15 protein-coding genes are annotated in these 18,790 nt (G+C 40.6%); 6 read left to right on the top strand and 9 right to left on the bottom strand.

Features of this window, described 5'->3' with window-relative positions; all coding sequences use genetic code 11:
- Positions 1-5: 5 nt before the first annotated feature.
- From cysW to NSQ71_RS05235, 5 genes are all read right to left on the bottom strand, one after another.
- Complete coding sequence (cysW, locus tag NSQ71_RS05255; RefSeq protein ID WP_094246455.1) at positions 6-860, bottom strand: sulfate ABC transporter permease subunit CysW; 855 nt, start codon at positions 858-860, stop codon at positions 6-8.
- A 26-nt stretch (positions 861-886) separates the two neighbouring features.
- Positions 887-1,729 carry a sulfate ABC transporter permease subunit CysT gene (gene cysT / locus NSQ71_RS05250; RefSeq protein WP_261308785.1) on the bottom strand — a complete coding sequence of 281 codons (843 nt, stop codon included), beginning with the start codon at positions 1,727-1,729 and terminating at the stop codon, positions 887-889.
- A gap of 30 nt (positions 1,730-1,759) precedes the next feature.
- Positions 1,760-2,827 carry a sulfate ABC transporter substrate-binding protein gene (locus NSQ71_RS05245; RefSeq protein ID WP_340733202.1) on the bottom strand — a complete coding sequence of 356 codons (1,068 nt, stop codon included), beginning with the start codon at positions 2,825-2,827 and terminating at the stop codon, positions 1,760-1,762.
- A gap of 139 nt (positions 2,828-2,966) precedes the next feature.
- Complete coding sequence (locus NSQ71_RS05240) at positions 2,967-3,146, bottom strand: YezD family protein (protein ID WP_063386635.1); 180 nt, start codon at positions 3,144-3,146, stop codon at positions 2,967-2,969.
- Positions 3,127-3,579, bottom strand: a complete 453-nt coding sequence (locus NSQ71_RS05235) for an RrF2 family transcriptional regulator (RefSeq protein ID WP_063386634.1) — start codon at positions 3,577-3,579, stop codon at positions 3,127-3,129. Before NSQ71_RS05235 ends, NSQ71_RS05240 begins: the two co-directional genes overlap by 20 nt.
- Positions 3,580-4,005: 426 nt before the next feature.
- Between NSQ71_RS05235 and NSQ71_RS05230 the strand changes: the two genes are divergently transcribed.
- The 6 genes from NSQ71_RS05230 to NSQ71_RS05205 all read left to right on the top strand — a co-directional run bounded on the left by NSQ71_RS05230 (position 4,006) and on the right by NSQ71_RS05205 (position 6,022).
- Positions 4,006-4,227, top strand: coding sequence for a spore germination protein (locus NSQ71_RS05230; protein ID WP_063386633.1), 222 nt, complete (start codon positions 4,006-4,008; stop codon positions 4,225-4,227).
- Between the two features lie 11 nt (positions 4,228-4,238).
- Positions 4,239-4,448, top strand: a complete 210-nt coding sequence (locus tag NSQ71_RS05225) for a spore germination protein GerPB (RefSeq protein WP_063386632.1) — start codon at positions 4,239-4,241, stop codon at positions 4,446-4,448.
- Between the two features lie 69 nt (positions 4,449-4,517).
- The gene (locus tag NSQ71_RS05220) at positions 4,518-5,141 is read left to right on the top strand and encodes a spore germination protein GerPC (RefSeq protein WP_340733201.1); all 624 of its coding nucleotides are present in this window, start codon (positions 4,518-4,520) and stop codon (positions 5,139-5,141) included.
- Positions 5,138-5,314, top strand: coding sequence for a spore gernimation protein GerPD (locus tag NSQ71_RS05215; protein WP_340733198.1), 177 nt, complete (start codon positions 5,138-5,140; stop codon positions 5,312-5,314). The genes NSQ71_RS05220 and NSQ71_RS05215 overlap by 4 nt, the downstream gene beginning before the upstream one ends.
- A 32-nt stretch (positions 5,315-5,346) precedes the next feature.
- Positions 5,347-5,712 carry a spore germination protein GerPE gene (locus tag NSQ71_RS05210; RefSeq protein ID WP_340733196.1) on the top strand — a complete coding sequence of 122 codons (366 nt, stop codon included), beginning with the start codon at positions 5,347-5,349 and terminating at the stop codon, positions 5,710-5,712.
- A 91-nt stretch (positions 5,713-5,803) separates the two neighbouring features.
- On the top strand, positions 5,804-6,022 hold the full coding sequence (locus NSQ71_RS05205; RefSeq protein ID WP_063386628.1) for a spore germination protein: 219 nt from the start codon (positions 5,804-5,806) through the stop codon (positions 6,020-6,022).
- 837 nt (positions 6,023-6,859) lie between these two features.
- Here the strand turns inward: NSQ71_RS05205 and NSQ71_RS05200 are convergent.
- Genes NSQ71_RS05200 through addB form a run of 4 tightly spaced genes read right to left on the bottom strand, consistent with a single transcriptional unit; the run spans position 6,860 to position 18,699 of the window.
- Positions 6,860-10,267: an SMC family ATPase gene (locus NSQ71_RS05200; RefSeq protein ID WP_340733194.1), complete on the bottom strand. Its 3,408-nt coding sequence runs from the start codon at positions 10,265-10,267 to the stop codon at positions 6,860-6,862.
- Complete coding sequence (locus NSQ71_RS05195; protein ID WP_066250620.1) at positions 10,264-11,445, bottom strand: exonuclease SbcCD subunit D; 1,182 nt, start codon at positions 11,443-11,445, stop codon at positions 10,264-10,266. Before NSQ71_RS05195 ends, NSQ71_RS05200 begins: the two co-directional genes overlap by 4 nt.
- Positions 11,446-11,474: 29 nt before the next feature.
- Positions 11,475-15,206, bottom strand: coding sequence for a helicase-exonuclease AddAB subunit AddA (gene addA, locus NSQ71_RS05190; RefSeq protein ID WP_340733190.1), 3,732 nt, complete (start codon positions 15,204-15,206; stop codon positions 11,475-11,477).
- Entirely contained in the window at positions 15,196-18,699 is a 3,504-nt protein-coding gene (gene addB, locus NSQ71_RS05185; RefSeq protein WP_340733189.1) for a helicase-exonuclease AddAB subunit AddB, read from the bottom strand. Before addB ends, addA begins: the two co-directional genes overlap by 11 nt.
- Positions 18,700-18,790: the final 91 nt, after the last annotated feature.

Raw genomic sequence — 18,790 nt, 5'->3', positions numbered from 1 at the left:
ACTCCTTACCCTTTTCCATCAACTACACCCTTCCATTCAAGCACCCCTTTAACAATTAATGTAACGATCGCCAACATAGCTAAAAGGGAAGCGACTGCGAATGCAGCAGTAAATTGGTACTCATTATATAAAATTTCTACATGGAGCGGGATCGTATTTGTCATTCCTCGTATATGCCCTGACACAACAGAAACGGCTCCAAATTCACCCATTGCTCTCGCATTGCACAGGATGACGCCGTATAAAATTCCCCATTTGACGTTTGGAAGCGTCACGAATAAAAATGTTTTCCATCCGCTGGCACCTAAAGATAAAGCGGCTTCTTCCTGTTCACTCCCCTTTGCCTGCATGACCGGTATTAACTCGCGGGCTACAAACGGAAAAGTTACAAATAAAGTAGCCAAAATTATGCCTGGGACAGCAAAGATTATTTTCAATCCGAGCGAATCTAAAACCGGCGCTAACAAACCTTGTGCACCAAACAATAAAACAAAGCTTAAACCAGCGATAACGGGCGATACAGAAAACGGCAAATCAATAAGCGTGATGAGCCAGGTTTTCCCGGGAAACTGAAACTTTGTGATACACCATGCAGCAGCAATACCAAAAATAAAATTTAATGGCACTACTATTGCTGCGGTCAAAAGTGTAAGACGGATCGCTGATTGAGCATCCGGTTCTGTAACCGAAGCAAAATAAACTTCTAAACCGTTTTTCAAAGCTTCTGTAAAAACAGTAATTAGCGGGATAATGAGAAAAAAACCAACAAATAATAGAGCCGTTCCCGTCAATATAAAACGAATCCACGCAGATTCTGTATGAACACCGACAAGAGGCTGTTTCTTCGTTTTAGTACCCATTTGAGGCATAACATCTCCTTAGTGACTTAATGAATAAAATATTTTCGACTCGTTCTCCATTGCAAATAATTTATAAGAAAAAGCAGGAAAAAAGAGATAATCAATACAATAGCGGCAATCGCTGTTGCCCCCTCATAATCGTACTGTTCCAATTTGGTGACGATCAAAAGAGGGGCGATCTCCGTTTTCATTGGCATATTGCCGGAAATGAAAACGACTGATCCGTATTCGCCTAACGCCCGCGCAAATGCGAGCGAAAACCCGGTGAACATCGCAGGAACAAGTGATGGCAAAATCACTTTCCAAAACGTTTGCCAACGGTTTGCACCTAAAACAGCTGCCGCTTCTTCGTACTGCTGATCTAAATCATGCAAAATAGGCTGGATAGACCGCACAACAAACGGCAATCCGATAAACGTTAAAGCAATTACGACACCGAGCGGGGTATAAACAGCCTCAATACCGAAGCGGTCCAAATACTGTCCAATAACGCCTGTCGGGGCATAAACAGCTGTTAAAGAAATTCCCGCTACTGCAGTTGGGAGAGCAAACGGCAAATCGATTAATCCGTCGATAATTCTTTTCCCTGGGAAATCATATTTCACTAACACCCAAGTAAGCAAAAGACCAAAAACTAAATTGATGGCAGCGGCAATAAATGAAGAAACAAAAGATAAACGAAGCGAGGCTGCCACCCTGTCAGTTGTGACGATTTGCCAAAATTGCTCCCAGCTGAGTGTTGAGGCTTTTAAAAAGATAACGGACAAGGGGATCAACACTATTAAACTAAGATAAGTTAGCGTAAAGCCCATCGTGAGTCCCCAACCTGGAATAACCCCTTTTCTGTGCTGTTGTTTTGTTTTGGCCACTTCCAATCCTCCATTCATCGGAACAAATCATTATTTCGGCTGATAAATTTGATCGAAAATACCGCCGTCGTCAAAATGTTTTTTCTGAGCCTCTCTCCAGCCCCCAAACAGTTCGTCAACTGTAAAGAGTTCCAATTGCGGGAATGTATCTTTATATTTTTCAGCGACTTTTGGCAATGTTGGACGATAATAATGCTTTGCTGCCAATTCCTGTCCTTCTTCCGTGTACAAATATTTCAAATACTCTTCAGCTACTTCGCGCGTTCCTTTCTTATCAACCACCTTGTCTACAACAGCAACAGGAGGTTCTGCTAAAATGCTTACAGAAGGCACAACAATCTCAAATTGATCCTTTCCTAATTCATTGATAGCTAGAAAAGCTTCATTTTCCCAAGCAAGAAGAACATCACCGATTTTTCTTTCGACAAAAGTTGTTGTAGCACCCCTTGCCCCAGAATCTAATACTGGAACATTTTTATATATTTTCGCAACAAATTCTTTTGCCTTCTCTTCGTCGCCGCCATATTTTTTCAATGCGTATCCCCATGCAGCTAAATAATTCCAGCGAGCTCCACCCGATGTTTTAGGATTTGGGGTTATAATCGAAACATCAGATCTGACAAGATCGTCCCAATCTTTAATACCTTTCGGATTTCCTTTGCGTACTAGAAACACAATGGTTGACGTGTAAGGAGAACTGTTTTTATCCAATCTTTTTTGCCAATTTTTTTCGATCAGTCCAGTATCTGCAATGGCGTCAATATCATATGCCAGCGCTAACGTTACAACATCTGCCTCCAAACCATCGATAACAGACCGCGCCTGCTTGCCAGATCCGCCATGTGATTGTTTAATCGTAACGTCTTGACCAGTTTTTTCTTTCCAATAGCTTGCGAAAGCTTTATTAAAATCTTGGTAAAGCTCCCGTGTAGGATCATAAGAAACGTTTAATAATTCGACTGCCTTTTTATCTCCCTCTGAGCTGGAGCTGGCACTTTCATTTTTTGAACCACAAGCACTTAAAACAAGAGCTACACTTGTAATAACAGATAATAGAAAAAATAGTCCTTTTGACTTGCGTTTATTTGTAATATTCATAAAATTCATCTCCCTTTCCGCTATGTTTCGATGGCGGTGTTATAAATAAAAAAACTTCCTCGATCCGGGAATATTGAAAAGACATAGGGAGTCTTCGGTGGACCGATCGACGACCTCTTTATGATATTGTTTTATATGTTCACTTAGCCCCTTTGTTATGGCCATCCTTTCGTTCTAAAGGATAACGGAATTTTTCCAATTTTTCGATTTGTGTAATTCTTGAGTCATGTACAATAATTTGCACAGATCCGTATTCCAAATCTTCTAGTGAACGTATAATTCTTTCAATCCACTCCTGATCAATTTTCGTTTTTAACAAAGCTCTCCCCTCCAATTCCCGTTGTAATTCTTTTATTCAATAAATCATCTAAAGTTGTTTGTTCAAGAACGCGGGCAATTGTGTCACGTACAACCGTCCAAAGCGGCTTTAATAAACACTTATCTTCCAATGGACAAGGCACATAAGCCGTCGTACTGGCACACCCCATTGGAGATAAAGGACCTTCAATTTGCCGGATAACCTCCCCTATGTTAATGTCAGTCGGCGATAAACGGAGCATATAGCCTCCTTGTATACCCCTTTTACTGTGCACATACCCCAATTTTCTTAATTGGAGCAAGATTTGTTCCAAGTATTTGACCGTAACTAGCGTTTGTTTGGCGATTTCATTGATCGGACAGACTTTTCCCTGTTGCTGACCAAGTACAAGCAAAGCACGTAATGCATATTCACCTCTGCTTGAAACCTTCACCAAATGCCCCCTTCCCCTGAAAGTTTACTAGATTAATCTCGACTAAAACGGTAGGGATTTTCACGATAAAAACTTTTTGATAGTTTAAGAAAATAATATTGAGTTACATTTTAATCGTATTAATCCTATATGTCAAGTAAGAATAATAATTTTTTTGTACTTTTTTCCATTATTTTTCCTTGACAAATGAAAAACATTGTAAAACAAGAAGAGTCATCATGCTATTCGGGCAAAAAAATTTTTTTGTGCAATCATTTGATGGAGTTTTTCATGGAAACGGGCTAAAAGCACCACGAATTTTGCATAGTTATTTTGTGAAATATTGAGGTATACAAAAATGCGACTCTAAACGTTTATCACAGTTTTCAAGACATAACATACACTAAAAATAGCTAAATAACTTTTAAGGTAAAGGAATGGAAAGCGATGCCTGCAATTGTTGGTGCTATGAAGGTAAATAGCGTCGGGACGGCCAGTGTCGTTCATGTCGGAGACGTCGTAAACATTTCGCCATACAGTGAAGTGAAAACATTCGCAGGGGCTGGTTCCTTCAATACAGGCGACGGTCTTTACGTATTTAACCAAAACAGCATTACGAATACGTTTGACAGTGATCTCGTTGATCAGCCGCAAGTGTTAAATGCTTAGAGGGTGGTTATATGAATTTTTATATTCAACAATCGATTCACATACAATTTATACGTATCGGAACGATCGCCAATTCATCCGTGTTTCAAATCGGCAGCGCCGGAATCATAAAACCGCTGTCGAATTTATACAACACAGGACAATTTACTGAACCGGCTCCCGCTCCGTCCGGCCAGGGAAACGGAGTCATTGTGCCTCTCCGTCCACCAAGCATTTCATAGCGATTCACCTTTCATTTGGAAAAGAATATAAATATGGTAACGAATGCAGATAAAGGTGGGGAGAACATCATGAATTACACTATACAATCATTATTGCAATATATTCTAAAATTGGAACAATATCTCCATTCCCAAAGCAAAAGAATCGACCATCTGGAAAAAGGTTTTCTTTACCTTGAAGAACAAATGGAAGAGCTCAAAAACAAGCCATATACAAATATTGAAAAAGTTGAGTACAAATTTGACCAATTGAAAATCGAAACGCTCGAAGGAGTCTTGAATATCGGCTTAAATCCTGCTGATCAGGAAGCAATTGAACAATTTTCCGTAAAAAATGAAGAACTAAACGTCGATGATGTTCATCGCGAATTAAAACAGCAAATATTCGAACAATGCGTTGAAAGCATTCATAGTTATTTACAAGAAGAATGTCCGAAAAAGATTGAAGACTTTGCTAAAAACTATGAATATGAATTAGATGAAACATATAAAGCACTCATCATAGAAGACATTAGAAAACAACTTGAAGGAAGGATTACTTATTATCTACAAAGACTCCGTCTCCATGAGCAAACAGATATAAAAGAAAAAATACAATGGATTGAAGAAAAAGTAAAAAAAGATGTTGATCAGTCGATCGATCATTTTTTTAAACATTTCCCCAATAAAAAGAAAGGCGACGAATTTTCATGAATTTTACCGTCATCAATAACGGCTTGCATGTGGGCATGGTGAGAATCATAGGGGTTTCAAGTTCATCAGTTTTTTTAATAGGGGATACGGATAAAATCTCTCTTTCTTCCATTTTTGATACGCCACCTGAATCACTGGTCATCGGTCCATTTGTTCCTTTGTCATTAGACTAATGTATTTGTTAAAAAGGTTTTCGAACATTAGAGTGGCGTATATACACTCAGTAGACATCTGTTCCGTATTCCAAATCGGTGACGCAAAAAAAATTACCCCTAAAACGAATGTTCTGGCAGTTCAGCGGGACTATGAAAAATTTAATACAAAGGAAGGATCCTTTCACTCCTATCAGCTTTTTCGCGAATCCATTCCCCAGCCTTCCTTTGACGAACGATTTTCCAGCGCATATTCAAACAATTCCCCGAACATATATGTCGATCACGTAAAAATTTTGGCCATTTCATCTTCAAGTATCGTGAACTTTGGATCAGCCGAAGAAATATGCGCGGAAGCACGAATAAAACATATTCGACAATTGTCTAAAAACGTTGATGGCGACGAAAAACAACGGTAATTTCAACAAGACAAAACATATTGATGCACCTGAACAATAGATTTTCTCTACGCATATGATTTATGAGACAACAAGGAAAAGGATGTTCCTCATGCCAGCGATTGTCGGACCGATAAAAATTAATTCCGTTTCAGGAGGAGTTGTAAATTTTGGAGATTCCTTTTATTTATCTCCAAAATCAGCATCAAAATCCATCAGCGGCTCTGGTAGCAGCTGCACAGGCGATTTTCATATTAATAACAACGGTCTCAGCATAACAAACGGAATCGATCCGGACGTAAATGATCAAAACCAGACGGCAAATGCATAGCCACCTGGTTCGTTAAAAAGACTTAGTGAAAAATAACGATTGGATTTATATTATGATCCAGAAACACTATTTGCGAGCAGGACATTCAATTTGTTGTCCTGCTCAATAAAAAAAGCGCATTGTCTTGCATTTCAGATCAAAAGACTCTTTTTAGGAATGTGGATGTCCTCATGATGCACAAATAGAGTGAAACTATGAATCGGTTCAAAGAAGCTGAAAACCTGCATTAGTTTTTTCATGGACTGTTATACAGTTAGAAAGCATTCGCACTCACAACATTAACATACAATACAGTTAATTTCGTAAAGTGATTTTCATCCCGTTGTAAAAGAGGAATTTGATATTTTATAAGACTCGCCTTTTCATAGTCTTATTTTTTTGACGGAAAACTTTTACTCAACCTATTTCAAAACGGGGTAAATTGCAGATGGTACCGTTCTCCTGTTTTTAAGCTTATTTGGAAATGCTGAAACGATTTGTGCATGATTCAGCAGGCGTCACCATCGAACCTGCTTTTTTCGCTTATGTGGAGAATGCTGAAACAGCACATCTTGTCAAAACAATGAAAAACGGTTAACAAGTACGGATGAGCACAGCAATCAAAACATGCTAAGATTAGCAGGGGCTGTCTTAGAAAGTCAAAATCCATTGAAAACGAAACATCATAAACATTGATATATCAACATTTCTAAAACATTAACGGGGCGTCTATAAGCCGGAAAATCGACTTATTAGACAGCCCCGTCATGTTGAGCGGTTAAGATCCTTTAGAGAATGTAATACTTGCTGTTAACTGGTAACGGCATACTAGGTCAGAAATATCCTTGCTTCATGTAATTAAATCGTTTCGATTCGCACGGTCGTTCCATTTCCGGAAGGTTCAGCTGGCTCAATGATCAGCCGCTTAGGCAATCGTTCCCTTAGCTCCTGCACGTGACTGATTACGCCAACGGATAAATTTTGCGATTGCAGTTTTTCCAAAGCCGATACAACCGTATCGAGAAGCTCTGCATCAAGCGTTCCAAACCCTTCATCAAGGAAAAAAAACTGAAGCGGATATTTTCCGCGAAGCTGAATTTGGGTGGACAACGACAAAGCTAAGGCTAAAGAAGTTAAAAATGTTTCTCCGCCAGATAATGTCGAAACAGGTCGTTTTACTCCGCCATTTGCATCGTCACGCATGATAAAACCGCCTTCTGAATCGACTTCAATCGCATATCTTTGTCTTGTCAATTCCCCAAGCCGCTGTGAAGCATCAAAGCTTATTTGTTGAAGCTGTTCCTCAGCCATGTATTCGACAAAACTATTCCCTTTCAGGACGGCTTGAAGTTTTTCTAACCGATTAAGAAGAAGCTGCAACTCTTCTTTCTCTTTTTCTATTTCCACATATCGTTCATGTTTTTCCTTTAACAGCTGCAAATGCTTTGCCGCCGCGCCTCTTTGTTCCATTGCTTCGTTTACTTGCTTTCTAGCTTCTTCTAAGCATTTTTTCGTTTCTTCCCATGTTTCCTGCTTAAGAACAGTTCCGCCTAATTTTTCTTCCAGACGTTCAATTGCAGATGCTACATGCTCCATTTCTTTTTTATATTGATCTAGACTCGTTTGCATAGCCAGTTTTTCTTCTTCCTGCAAAACGGAATTTCTCACTTCATGCACATTTGCAAAAGGAGTCTGCTGTTTTCGGTCGTTCCAATTTTTTTCCGCTTTTTCAAGCTTGCTTATACAGCTTGTCAATTGCTGTTTGGCGGTATGGAGCTGACTTTCAGCTTTTTGATATTCATTTGCCGTTTTTTGGAAAATATCATAAGCTGCTTGTTCATCCCTTTTTAGCTGTTCAAGGGCAAGATCGATCCTCTTAAGTTCTGTTAAAAGGTTTTCCTTTGCAGCTCTTTGCGCTGTGAGCCTTTTCTGTTTATCGGCTATCAGTTCTGCCTGCCTGTCCATTTCTCCTTTTTTGGCAGCTAATTGAGTGGAAAGATTGAGTATTTCTTCCCTTAACCGCTCGATTTCCTGTTCTTTTTCTTGAATAAAGCTGACGCTTTTTTCAATTCGTTCGTGCAGCTGTTCAACGAGCGAGTCTTTTTTACTAATTTCCTTTACATACATCTCGATTTGATCCATATCGAGATCAGCAAACTCTAAATCCCACTTTCTTTTTTCTTCTTCCAGCTGCTCTATTACATTTTGCAATTGTAGCATGATTTCGGATAAGTCTTTTTCCCCAGCATCCAGCAACGGTTCTATTTTTGCTGTAATATGGTTGACTTCACGAATGTCTGCTATTGTTTTTCTTATTGCGTCTTTTATTTCTAAGTAATCTTGGTTCAAAGCTTTCCATTCGATTTTAAATTTGTCATATGCCAAAAGATCATGAGGCTTATCGTCCATCGTAATGATCGGCTCTTCATTAGCCGACGCTATTTCTTTCACTCCGGCAAGGAATGACTGTTCCGCTTGTAAATCTTCAGACAGCTCCTGCAGCTTTTGCTTCAGCGAGGAATACAGCTGTTCGGTTTGATCACATTCTTTGAAAATTCGTTCTAGCTGCTGCGTTGTTTCTTCTAATTTTTTTAAACGTTCAATCGAAAAATGTCTGTTCGGGGCCGGATGATGTGTGGAGCCGCAGACAGGGCAAGGCTCCCCCTCCGTCAACTGCTCGGAAATCAAAGCTGCCGCCTGATTTGTTCTTTCTTCTTCAAGCTGACTTTTTGCAGCTTGTAAATCATCCTTTACTTTTTCTTTAAAAAATTCATGCTCCCGCATTTGGCTGCATAAACGATCATAAACTTTTTGTAATTGATTGAAATTACCTGCCAGGCGTTCGTTTAATTCACTCTTTTTGCGGGCGGACTCGTCAGCCTTTTCCCGCCATTCGTTAAGCTGGTCTTCTTTCTTTTGCTTTTTGCTTTTTAATTCATATTCGTCTTTCATAAGCTGCATGATTTTCAGCTTCTGTTGATATGCTTTTTGGATTTTTTCCCGGAATTCTCTTGAAACTGTTTCTTCTTTCGCCTGCTGTTTTAAAGCCTGCTGCTTCTCTAACGCCCTATTTAATAATTCGCTCGTCTTTCTCTCTGTATGCTGTTTTTCATGCAGCCTCGTTTTCAATGCTTCATAGTCTTCTTTCAGCTTTGCAAACGATGCTTCATCCTCTTTGATTTCTGCATCCAATGAGATAAGCTGTTTCAATAGTTCACGTTTTGTTAAAAGCTCCGGCTCTTCAACAGCTTTTTTGGCACGAATCGCTTCAAAAGCTTCCTTTTTTTCTTTATAAAGGCTTGCTAGCTTTTTCTCTTCCTGATGCCAATGCTCTGTTTCTTTTTCAAAACGGTCCTTTTCCGCTAAATGTTCGAGCACTGCTTCCGCATATGGTTTCAGCATCTCCGCTTGCTCCGCTTTTTTCAGCTTTTCTTCGATTTCTTGAAACCGCTCCTTTTCTTGCTCAAGCTCCTGTCGTTTTTTCTCATAAGTCGTTTTTTCCGTCTGCAAATTCCAGATTGTCTGAATCCGCTCAAATTCCTTTGCTGCCTCATCCAGCTGCTTTTCCCGTTCTTTCAGCACTGTATCGCAGCGTATAAACGTTTTTTCAGCCTCTAAAACGGCTTCTTTCGAGGCATCGCCAAGACCTGCTTGTTCCGCTGACAATTCAGCGAATTGCTGTCTTGATTCCAAAAGACGTTTTTTCAGCTTTTTATTTAATTGGTCGCCGAATCGTTCCAAATTGAACAATCGTTCAAACATTTTCCTTCTTTCCGAGCCTTTTAAAGAAAGAAATTCAGCAAACTTCCCTTGCGGAAGGACAACAGCGCGGGTAAAATCCTCTATCGTCAGCCCTAAAAGCTCGTAAATCTTGTCATTTACATCATTTGTTTTATCTGCCAAAACGACCGTTTCTTCTCCTATTTCGAGAAGCCGGCACAGCCTTGTGTTGATCCTGACATTATCCACCCGCTTAAATGTTCGTTCAACAGTGTATCTTTTTTTTGATCGGCCATCTTCAAGCTCAAATGTAAAACTGACATATAATTGATCTTCCGCATGATTCATTATCCCTTGCGTATTATTGGCCGCTCGCTCTACTTTTCCATAAAGCGCTAACGTAATGGCATCCAATATCGTTGATTTTCCACTGCCAGTCGGACCAAATATTCCGAAGACACCGCCGTCGCATAGTGTTTCAAAATCGACCGTCTGCATCTTTCGATAGCTATTCAGTCCAGCTAAAGAAAGTTTTATCGGCTTCATGACTGTGCTCCTTCCTCTTTTAAGTCTTCAGAGAGCAATGTCATAAACAGTTCAATGAGCTCTGTCTCCGGCTCGGCGCCGCCAGTTTGTTTTTTGTAAAAACGTTTAAACATTTCATCAATCGGGAGATTTTCTCTTCTTTCTTGTTGGATCTTTTCGGCTTCTTTTTCAAAAATCGGCCGGATGTGAATAAAGCCGTCGTGCCATTTTCTCAACCGATGAATTTCTTCTAATGAAAGGCTGTCGGTCAAAAAAATTTCAAGATCAATCCATGCGTTTTTGTCTCTTCCTTCTTCAAGCCACTGGTGAACTTGAAGAAGACCGCCAGTTGCTTTCCATTTCACAAGCGGTTTTCCGCTCGACAAATAAATTTCGGAAACAACCGCGTTCTCGCCGGGTTTTGCATCGATCACTGTGACAGACTTCGTATAACCTGCCTCAGAAAAGCTATAGGCAAGCGGCGATCCGGAATATCTTGCCGGCACATTGGACTTTTTAACATTTTGCGGCCGGTGAAGATGCCCCAATGCGACATATTGCGCTTTTTCCGGGAGGCTTGTGGCTCGAACTGTATACGCTCCGCCGACTTCAATCGGTCTCTCCGAATCTGTCGTGCTGCCTCCGGCTACATAAAGATGGCTCATGGCAATATTCACCGTATGAGGTTCAAACTCTCTGCTCATCATTGCAAACAAGCCGCGAATTTTTTCATCGTAATGCTCTCTCAATAAGAGTTCATCATATTCGTTTGAAAGCAGTTCATTCAGCCTTGCTTCCGACGGATAAGCAAGCGCCGCCAGCTTCATTGTTTCATTTGTCCGCGGAACTTCAACCGTTAAAACATCGCCTCTCGGGTAGCCGATCAACTCGATCGCCTGCTCCTTTGCCAGCGGAGCTGCTGCTTGCAATCGTTCCGGACTGTCATGATTTCCGGAAATGATGATAACACGTCTTTTTCCTCTATCAGAAAGTCTTGAAATACTTTCATAAAACAGCTTTTCTGCTCCTGCCGGAGGATTCACCGTATCAAAAACGTCTCCTGCCATCAAAATGACATCAATTTTCTCCTTTACAACAATTTCATACAGTTCATCAAGAAACTGTGCCTGCTCTTTTAGCCTGCTCCGACCTTCAAGCGTTTTTCCGAGATGCCAATCCGCCGTATGCAAGATTCTCAATTGCCTCACCTCTAAAATAGTCTGCAAATCTATAATTTTATGATGAGCCCTGCATCAAAAAAGAATAAATACCGATCATCGACTCGTCTTTTTAAGATTGACTCTACCGCCTTTGCATACAAGTCAATTTGAATTTCATATCGAGAAGCAAGCACCTGTTTTGCCTTTTCAATGGATGGAAAACGATCCTTTACCGCATCCGTTTTGTAATCTAACAGAACGAGCCCATCGTCATCTTCAAAAAGGCAGTCGATCACACCTTGAACGATGACCGTTTCAGTATTGAGAGAACTTCCTTTTTCGTAAATTTCGTTCGCCGGCACTGCCAAATTGAAAGGGATCTCGCGAAAAATTTTTTTTGCGCCTTTTAGGCGTCTACCCAGCGGTGATTCAAAAAATTGCACAATTCCTTCTACATTGACCGCTTCCACCTGCTCCTCCGTTAATATTTCTTTTTTCACGAGAGAATGCACGGTTTGTCGAATCGTTTGTTCCGTCAAGTCTTCACCCAATGGCAAATGCTGCATCACTGTGTGCATGGCCGTTCCTTTTTCTGCTGCTGTAAGAGATTTTGCCTGCATAAATTTCGGACGCTTGTACGAGGAATTCCCTTGTATTTTCTTCTTTATGGAAATGTCGCTGTATTCATCTGAAAATTGAAGTCTTCTTTTGATTTCCGTCACCGATTGCTTCGACCGGAGAGAGGCTGCATCTGAAAAAGGATAGCTCCAGGACAACTGACTTTGCACTTGGTTGGCGAAACTACTTGTTGACTGAACAGGAACGAAATTTCTCAAAGCGTCCATTTTTTCATCCATCATAACCGCTGCCTGCTCATTTTGCTCTTTTAATTTTTCTTCAGGAATCACATCAATTTGCAATTTCACCGGATAAGAGAAGATTTCATCCGCTGCTTCTCTTTCTTCTTCTCGTAAAATTGCCGCATCTTTATGACGGATGACAGCAGGACCGATCCAATCTAAATAACATACTGCCTTTAAACGATCGTAATCTGGAAGCAGCCATTCGCGGTGAGTGAATGATTGCTCCCATTCTTTAAACTTTTTTTCTCCGTCTTTCACTGTGCCAATTAAAAACAGCTTTTCCTTTGCTCTAGTCAAAGCCACATACAATACCCTAAGCTCTTCCGAAAGCATTTCCATTCTCAATTTCTTTTTTACAGCTATATAAGGAAGAGTAGGATACACAATCCGCTTTTTTTCATCGATAAACAGCGAGGCAAACCCTAATTCTTTATCGAGCAAATATTTTTTGGTCAAATCTTTCATATTAAATCGTTTAGATAAACCTGCACAGAAAACAATCGGAAATTCAAGCCCCTTGCTTGAATGAATCGTCATAATTCGGACAACATCTTCCTGCTCTCCTAAAGCTCTTGCTGCTCCTAAATCATCGCCCCGTTCCTGCATTCTTTCAATAAACCTCAGGAATCGGAACAATCCCCGAAAGGACGTTTCCTCATATTGCCTTGCTCTGTCATATAATGCCCTTAAATTGGCCTGCCGCTGCTTTCCGCCGGGCATTCCGCCTGCAAAATCAAAAAAGCGGGTATCACGGTACAATTGCCAAATTAAATTCGAAACGGAGCTTTTTCTCGCCAAGTTCCGCCATTGATTGAGCCGGCTGACAAATTCGCTTACTTTTTGATAAAGCTCGCTATGATGGGCTTTTTCTTGCTGCAAAAATGATTCAAGTGCATCGAAATACGCACCGTTTTTCTTATAAAGACGGATGATGGCAAGTTCATTTCCGCTTAAGCCGACAATCGGCGAACGCAGCACAGAAGCGAGCGGAATATCTTGATAAGGATTGTCGATAATTTTTAAAAGCGAAAGCATAATGGCCACTTCTGTTGCTTCAAAATATCCTGTTGATAAATTCGCATACACCGGAATACCTTGCTGCTTAAACTCTTCCATGATTTGCGGCGCCCAAGGCATCGAACGAAGCAGGATCACAATATCTCTGTATGTGACAGGTCTCGTACGATCAAGCTTTCGGTCGTAAACAGGAAAGCCTTCCTGAATAAGCTCTTTTATTTTTTTCGCCATAAGGCGGGCTTCAAGCTGCACCGTTTCCAATTCTTCTTCATCAAATTCAATCATTATTTCTTCTTTTTCTGCTAATTCCTCCTTCCGGCGGTCTATTAGGAGGAGCTCTGTATTCATTCTACTGTTCTCTGGATAACGTGCGCCAAGCTTCAATTCTGCTGCCTCATCATAAACGACTTCGCCTACAGTCTCTCCCATCAATTGTTTGAAAAGAAAATTTGTGGCGTCCAAAACTTCTTTTCGGCTGCGGAAATTTTTAGCTAAATCGATGCGCAAGCCGGAATTCGTTCCGCTGGAGGTAAACCGTTTATATTTCGCCAAAAACAATAACGGTTCAGCCAGCCGGAAACGATAAATGGATTGTTTTACATCGCCGACCATAAATAGATTTCCTTCCGATTCATGATCTTTTGACACCAGCTTTAAAATCGCTTCCTGCACCAAGTTGGTATCTTGGTATTCATCCACTAATACTTCTTGAAATTGTCGTTTAAAAAACAAAGCAGCATCACTCGGAACAACATTTCCTTTCTCATCTTTTTCTGTTAATATTTGTAAACAATAATGCTCAAGATCCGAAAAATCGACAATTCCTTTTTCTTTTTTCATTGCTTCCAGCCGAACAGCAAATTTTTTCACCAAGTCGGCTAAACAAATCATTGTGCGCTTCATTTTTTTCAAATCGAGCAGTTGGTTTTGAATATCCCTAGAGAAAAGCTCATTTTTTAATTTCTCTATTTCCTTTGTCGCTTTCTTTCTCATTTCCGTCACTTCATCAATGAGCTCTTTTCGATATTCTTCTCCCCTGCATGCCTTGGCGCGTGTCGGTTGAAAAGCTCTCATTTGCTCGGCAAGCTCCTGCCACGATGAAGCGTTTATAATGTTTTCCACCTGTTTCATGTCATCGAGTAAATTTTCAGCCCTTGGAGAGGGGCCGCCCGGCAATTTCGTAATGTCGAGAGCTCTCGCTAACAAATCCTTTATTCCGGAAAGCTGTATCGCTATATCCTTCCGTAAATATTGAAAAAACGGCAAGTCCTCGTATGATTCAGCTTGTTCTATGTCATACATTTGCACCATTTCATCAAGCCATTTTTCCGGGAATGGATTAGATCTAGCAAATTCATAAATGGATCTAATAATTTTTTTGATTTCATCATCTGAGCGATCGCCTGTATATTTGTCAACTAATTCGAAAAATAGTTCATTATGCTCCATTCCGTATTCTTCTTCTAACAATTCATCCATGCAATCTTCCATTAACAGTTCCATTTCTGTTTCGTCCGCTATTCGAAAACCGGGATCAATATCAATTTTGTAATAAAATTTGCGAACAACTTGCAGGCAAAAAGAATGCAATGTTGATATTTGCGCTTTATTTAAAAGGGTTAATTGGCGGCGCAGATGGAGGGAAGAAGGCTGTTTTCGCAAAGCCTTTGCCAGCGCTTCGCCAATTCTGCTGCGCATTTCTGCAGCCGCAGCGTTTGTAAACGTTACGATTAACAGCCGGTCCACATCTACAGGATGCTGATTGTCGGTCAGCTTGCGAATAATCCGCTCAACTAGAACGGCCGTTTTCCCTGATCCGGCAGCGGCCGCCACTAATATATCTTGTCCGTTGGCAACAATCGCTTTCCATTGTTCATCGGTCCATTGGCCTTTTTCTAACTTTTTCAGCTCATTCTTCATCTGAATCCACCTTCTCTCTTACCTTTTGCAGCACTTCTTCCCCTTTTAAGCTTTTCAATATGCGAAAACGGTTCGTTTCAATCGATTCATCAAATTGACAGACCGATTTAAAGGAACAAAAGGTGCAAGGCGTTTTCTCTTTCATTTTATATGGCGCAATGGAAATATTTCCGTCTGTTATTTCCGTACCGATCCGCTTAAATTCGCGCCGGATATACGAGCGTAATGCATGAAATTCATCCTCGCTGGCGATTTGAGAATTTGCATAAAATTCCCCGGTTTTCTTTATGCCGGCTTGAACGATTTTGGAATAGCCGCTTTCCAATTTTTGATCCATTAACCGCACCGTTTCTTCGTCTCCAAGCAGCAAGCCTTTCATTTTAAATTTCTTCAAAATTTCTTCTTCTATTTCATCATCCGTTAATAAATCTGGGGACTGTATGAACGGATCATGAATATGGAAATACAGCACCCCTGCTGGAGTCGCTTCTACGCCAAGCCAAGATTGAGAATTGGAAATAACAACATCCAAGTAAGTGAGCATCTGCAGCGCAATGCCGTAATACACTTCTGCCAAATTTAATGTTTTGTCGCTCGATTTAAAATCGACGATGCGAAGCAAAAGACCTTTCGAACTTTCCGCTTTATCCACTCGGTCTATCCTTCCGACGACCTCCAACGTACATCCGTTTTCAAGCTTAAATCGGAACGGGGGGAGCTTGCTTTTTTCATCAAATGATATTTCTAAACCAATTGGGACAAAACCGCTTGCTTTTGCATGTTCGCTTAAAACCTTTGATGCGCGGGCAACAATATTTTGAAGCTTGCGTTTAATATAATAGTGGCGGTTTGTGCTCATTAAAATTTCTTTTTGCAGCTTCGGCGCCAGCTGTTCGACTGCATCATGAGCAAGTCTTTCGCAATTCTCCTTTGTTAATTCGCGCCATTCTACTTTCATGCTTTGAAGCCGGTCTGCCATCAGCTTTAATGCCGCATGGAACAATTGGCCGATATCCGGCGCTTCCAATCTGTAATACTCCCGTTCTTTTAACTTTAAGCCGTGAGAAGCAAAGTGGGCAAAAGGACATGCCCGAAACCGCTCCATCCTTGAAACGCTTCCTTGTATTTTCCGTCCATATAATTTTCTGCTTACCTCTTCGGATAAAGGTCTTTCTGTATTTGAATAAAACAGGCTGGCAATCGCCTTTTTCGCTTTGCTGCTCCATTCTTGATCATATACAAAGTAATTGTAAACATCCCACCACAGCTCATGGAGAGGATACTGCTTTTTCCAATTTTGCAATTTTGAAGTTAAAACAGACAAAGAAACATTCGGACTGACAATAAAAGAAAGCTGTTCTTCCGCCTCCTCACTTTCCGGTTCATTAAGAGAGATCATTTCCTTAGCATCTGGAAACATTTCTTTTAACCGTTTGACAATAATAGACGGCATGAGCGCTTTTCCTTCTTCATCCGCCAAAGAATACGATAAATACAGCTTTTGCTTAGCAGACGCGAGCGCTAAATAAATCAAAAAATTTTCATCCAGCAATTTTCTTCGAGCTGTCGGCGCAAGCTTCACTCCATTATGATATAGAAGCTCTCTTTCATCATCTGTTAAAACTCCGTCTTCCACCGGTTTTGCTGGAAGCACTCCGTCATTTGCTCCTGCAATAAATGCCATCTTAATGCCATATAAACGTGACCGGTCAAGTGTTGCGACAATCACTTGGTCAATGGCCGGCGGAACGAGAGAAAATTTCATCGATTCCATTCCGGTTTCGACCATTTCCCTAAACAAATGAATGGAAATTTCCTGATCGCCCATAATTTCTACAAATTCATCCAATAGCTCTATCACAGCATTCCAAACTTGATCATGCTCCCTTGCTTCAATCAAGTTCCCTCCATTTTCCGCATCTAGACGAAGAAGCTCCAGCTTATCAGGCACTTTTGTTTGTTCTAAATACATATATAGCGCTTCGGCCATATCCCTGCCGGTTTTGGCGCGTTTCATCTTATTTTCCAATGCCTGCAGAGGCTCCACAATCAGCTTCCGTAATTGATTGATCCGTTTTTCTATTTCCTCTTCTTCATCTGTCTTTTTGTCGTTGCCATAGAATGAATGGTACTTCCTGTACGTCCAGCCGGCTTGATCCGTCCATTTTTTCCCTTGAATACCGTAGGCAAGCACATAATTTTCCAATTGATCCATTTCTTTTCTCATTTCGGCTTTATCGGCATCTAGCGGGTAAAGAAATTCTGTTTTAATCGTTCTGAAAACAGCTTCATACCGCCAGTTTCCGGTTATGACTTCCAAGCTCGAGCGGATAAATTCGATCAGCGGATGATATGTCATTGAGCTTTTTTCATCTATAAAAAAAGGAATCTCGTAATCTTGAAACAATTGCTCCAGCAAATCTCTGTAATCGGACATGTTTCTAATAAGCAGTGCAATCTCCCGAAATCGCACTCCCTCATCCCGAACGAGGCGGATAATTTCTCTAGCAATCCCTTCAATTTCGGCGCGTCTATTCACCGCTTGCATAAATACAATCGCGCTGTCTCCGTGAAAAGGTTCGGGAGTATGGGAAGAGTACATTTTTTCTAGATGAACAAGTGACGGCTCTTCAATAAAACGTTTCCGGTCAGTCATATATGCTACTTCATCAATGGAAATATTATTTCGTTCAGCCATTTTTTTCAGCAAAGAAAAGGTTTCAGCCGTCATGTAAAATAAATGAAGCTCGTCGGCAACGGCCTCTTCAGGCGGTTTATCCAATGTGAGAGCAATTGTTATAGAAGAAGCTGTTTTCATCATCGATTCGACTACTTGCAATTCTTGAGGCGTAAAATTGTGAAAGCCGTCGATATAAATTTCCGCTCCGTCCATGTAGCTTGATTCATAAATCTTCTCTGAAAGAAGCTGCAAATAATCCTCTGAATCTATGTATTTATCAGCAAATAATTTTTCCACGGAACGATAGATGCCCGCCAAATCTTTCAATTTATCGGAAAGAATCCGCTCTCTATGATCATGGCTTTCCGCTAATTTTTTTACTTGATCATCCAGCATATCTGGACTGATGATATATCTTTTCATTTCTGTAATCATCTGTTCGATATGCTCAATAAAGCCTTTTTTTTCACTGGCTTTGGAAAACACTTTAAATTCGTGCTTTTTTTCTTCGATGATTTTTCGAAGAAACATGTTCATGCCTGTTTGGGAAATAAAGGTACGGCTGATGCCTCCTTCCTCCTGCAGCACCCTCCACGCCAAACGGTTGAAGCTCAATACTTGTGCTCTAATGATTCCTTCTAATTCCGGAGTTTTCATCAGTTCATATTCCATTTGAAAAGTCATTTGATCTGGAACAAGAAACAAAATAGGTTTTCCATTATACGGATCTTCTTTTAATTTTTCCCTAATTTCGTTTAAGATTGCCGTCGTTTTTCCTGTGCCGGATGAACCGACCAAAAACTTAATACCCATGAAATCTCCCCCCTTCAGAAGGCATCCAAACGGAAAATGGGACAATTTTCTTGTCCCATTCTGATTTCGTGTTTATGAATACATTTATTTT

It is taken from the genome of Aeribacillus sp. FSL M8-0235 (assembly GCF_038000355.1).
In the GTDB taxonomy this organism is placed as follows: domain Bacteria; phylum Bacillota; class Bacilli; order Bacillales; family Aeribacillaceae; genus Aeribacillus; species Aeribacillus composti.
Note: the sequence above shows the minus strand (reverse complement) of the source record. Positions and strands in the feature narration are given on the sequence as shown.

Excerpts from the sequence above, each read along its gene's own strand:
- cysW (WP_094246455.1), bottom strand. The coding sequence starts at position 860 with ATGGGTACTAAAACGAAGAAACAGCCTCTTGTCGGTGTTCATACAGAA.
- NSQ71_RS05200 (WP_340733194.1), bottom strand. The coding sequence starts at position 10,267 with ATGAAGCCGATAAAACTTTCTTTAGCTGGACTGAATAGCTATCGAAAG.
- NSQ71_RS05220 (WP_340733201.1), top strand. The coding sequence starts at position 4,518 with ATGAATTACACTATACAATCATTATTGCAATATATTCTAAAATTGGAA.
- NSQ71_RS05225 (WP_063386632.1), top strand. The coding sequence starts at position 4,239 with ATGAATTTTTATATTCAACAATCGATTCACATACAATTTATACGTATC.
- addA (WP_340733190.1), bottom strand. The coding sequence starts at position 15,206 with ATGAAGAATGAGCTGAAAAAGTTAGAAAAAGGCCAATGGACCGATGAA.
- NSQ71_RS05215 (WP_340733198.1), top strand. The coding sequence starts at position 5,138 with ATGAATTTTACCGTCATCAATAACGGCTTGCATGTGGGCATGGTGAGA.
- NSQ71_RS05205 (WP_063386628.1), top strand. The coding sequence starts at position 5,804 with ATGCCAGCGATTGTCGGACCGATAAAAATTAATTCCGTTTCAGGAGGA.
- NSQ71_RS05245 (WP_340733202.1), bottom strand. The coding sequence starts at position 2,827 with ATGAATATTACAAATAAACGCAAGTCAAAAGGACTATTTTTTCTATTA.
- addB (WP_340733189.1), bottom strand. The coding sequence starts at position 18,699 with ATGGGTATTAAGTTTTTGGTCGGTTCATCCGGCACAGGAAAAACGACG.
- NSQ71_RS05230 (WP_063386633.1), top strand. The coding sequence starts at position 4,006 with ATGCCTGCAATTGTTGGTGCTATGAAGGTAAATAGCGTCGGGACGGCC.